Source organism: Microcystis sp. M53603_WE2 (genome assembly GCF_030065435.1).
The window spans coordinates 1-1,968 of the sequence record NZ_JASJFF010000041.1 but is presented as its reverse complement, the minus strand read 5'-3'; the positions used below and the strand labels follow the sequence as shown (position 1 = coordinate 1,968).

The following is a 1,968-nucleotide window of genomic DNA, read 5'->3' as shown; positions in this document are numbered from 1 at the left end:
TGAAATCAAGTCAGGATAAGGGTTGGAGTGCTTACTGCAAAAATTGTTAAGAAAGATCCCTATAAGGGATAGCTTGATAAGGGGGGTGCCGATAGGCGGGGGGATCCCCCTTGATAAGGGGGGTGTCTGATAATTTTTAACGCCTACCTACTTACCTCACCATCAAGATAAATGCTATAATTATTTGATTCAAGAGCCAAAAGTAAAACCAGAAATATAGAGAGCTTACTAACAAGCTCTCTATAAAGTTTAGGTCTTTTACCACTTATCTTCCAGACTAGGCTCTGTTAGCAGTATTCAAGCTACCCACTTGAATATTCAGATTAATTTTTTGTCCTTCCCGGCTAATTTCTATGGGCAAATTATCGCCGATTTGAGTGTTAGCAACAATTTCCTGAACCGCATCGGGATCGGTGACATTCTTACCACCTACAGACTTTAACACATCACCCGATCGCAATCCCGCTGCTGCGGCAGGAGAATCTCTCATCACCCGCACTAACAAGACACCAGAATCATCGGGGATAGTCCAATTATCAGCCATAGGACTATCGGCTAATTGTTCTTTTACCTCCGGGGTTAACTGTACCATTTGAACACCGAGATAGGGATGTTCCACCTTACCCGTAGCGATTAATTGTTCGGCGATTCTTTGGGCAGTTTTAATCGGAATAGCAAAACCTAAACCCTGGGCATTCTGAATGATAGCAGTGTTAACTCCGATGACTTCTCCCCGAGCATTTAACAAAGGTCCGCCGGAATTTCCGGGGTTAATTGCCGCATCGGTTTGCAGGAAATCCACCCGTTTATCACTAGCACCAATTTGGGAGCCATTGCGTTCCTTGGCACTAATAATCCCCGTGGTGACAGTGTTATCTAATCCCAAAGGATTACCGATAGCGATCGCCCATTCTCCCACCTGTAAACTATCAGAATTACCTAATTTAACCGTGGGTAAATTGCTCGTTTCTACCTGTACCACTGCCACATCAGTTAAAGGATCACTACCTAAGACTTTACCATCAATAGTGCGACCATCTTTGAGGGTGACAGTCACCTTATCTGCTCCCTCGACAACGTGAGCATTGGTGATAATTTTACCGTCATTACTGATAATAAACCCCGAACCTGTACCCCTTTGAACTTGTTTTTCTCCTCGCTCGGGTATTTGGGAACCGAAGAAGCGACGGAAAACAGGATCGTTAGCAAATTCCGAAAAATCACCGCCTCCATTGACTTCCCTAGAAGCATTAATTCTTACCACCGCCGGCCCCACTTCTTGCACCACAGAAGCGACAAAATTGGTAGGAATAACCAGAGACGAGGGAGCGGCTGCCGCTGGTGTGGAGGGGCGAGGATTATTGGTAGCGGTGGCAATATTTTGGGCTAATTCTAGAGGATTTTGGCTGTAGGCGTAGGTGGCACCGATGCCTAACCCGGCACCCAAAACCAGTAAGGAGGAATAGGCAAAAAGTTTTTTCATTGCAGAAGATTTGGAGCGTTTAGGATTGCCTTCGTTGCGCGGGGAGATATTATCGTTAAAAATATTGCGAGTCATAGTTTTTATTGTTTAACCATTCTGAGAAGGGAATAAAAGTCAGTCCTAATAATCGTGGGTGTGAGAGGAGTGTTTCGGAAAATGGCTTGGGACTGACTATCTCTAATTTAGGCAGGGGATATGAACTTACTGTGACGCAGACATGAAGTTTTGATTGCAAGGTCATTATCCTAGTGGATAGACAGGTAGAAAGATAGAGAAAAAGGTCAATGATAGATTTTTCCTGGTTATTAAACCCAGGGTAAGAGCATCTCAATTAGGCTTGACAAAAGGCTCTCAGCACAGCAATCATATATAGCGTTTTTCAGTCTGCTGAGGTACAAAAGTTATGGGTTTTAGGCACTCATGCAAGAGGCAAAAGGCAAAAGGGAAGAAAAATAGGTGTACCTCACTAGCTTAGGAAACGCTAT

At 44.1% G+C, this 1,968-nt stretch carries 1 protein-coding gene; it reads right to left on the bottom strand.

What is annotated here, in order from left to right:
• Nucleotides 1-277: 277 nt before the first annotated feature.
• Nucleotides 278-1,558: an HhoA/HhoB/HtrA family serine endopeptidase gene (locus tag PX481_RS01005; protein ID WP_002762232.1), complete on the bottom strand. Its 1,281-nt coding sequence runs from the start codon at nucleotides 1,556-1,558 to the stop codon at nucleotides 278-280.
• Nucleotides 1,559-1,968: the final 410 nt, after the last annotated feature.

Coding starts and splice junctions, on each gene's coding strand:
- PX481_RS01005 (WP_002762232.1), bottom strand. CDS start 1,558: ATGACTCGCAATATTTTTAACGATAATATCTCCCCGCGCAACGAAGGC.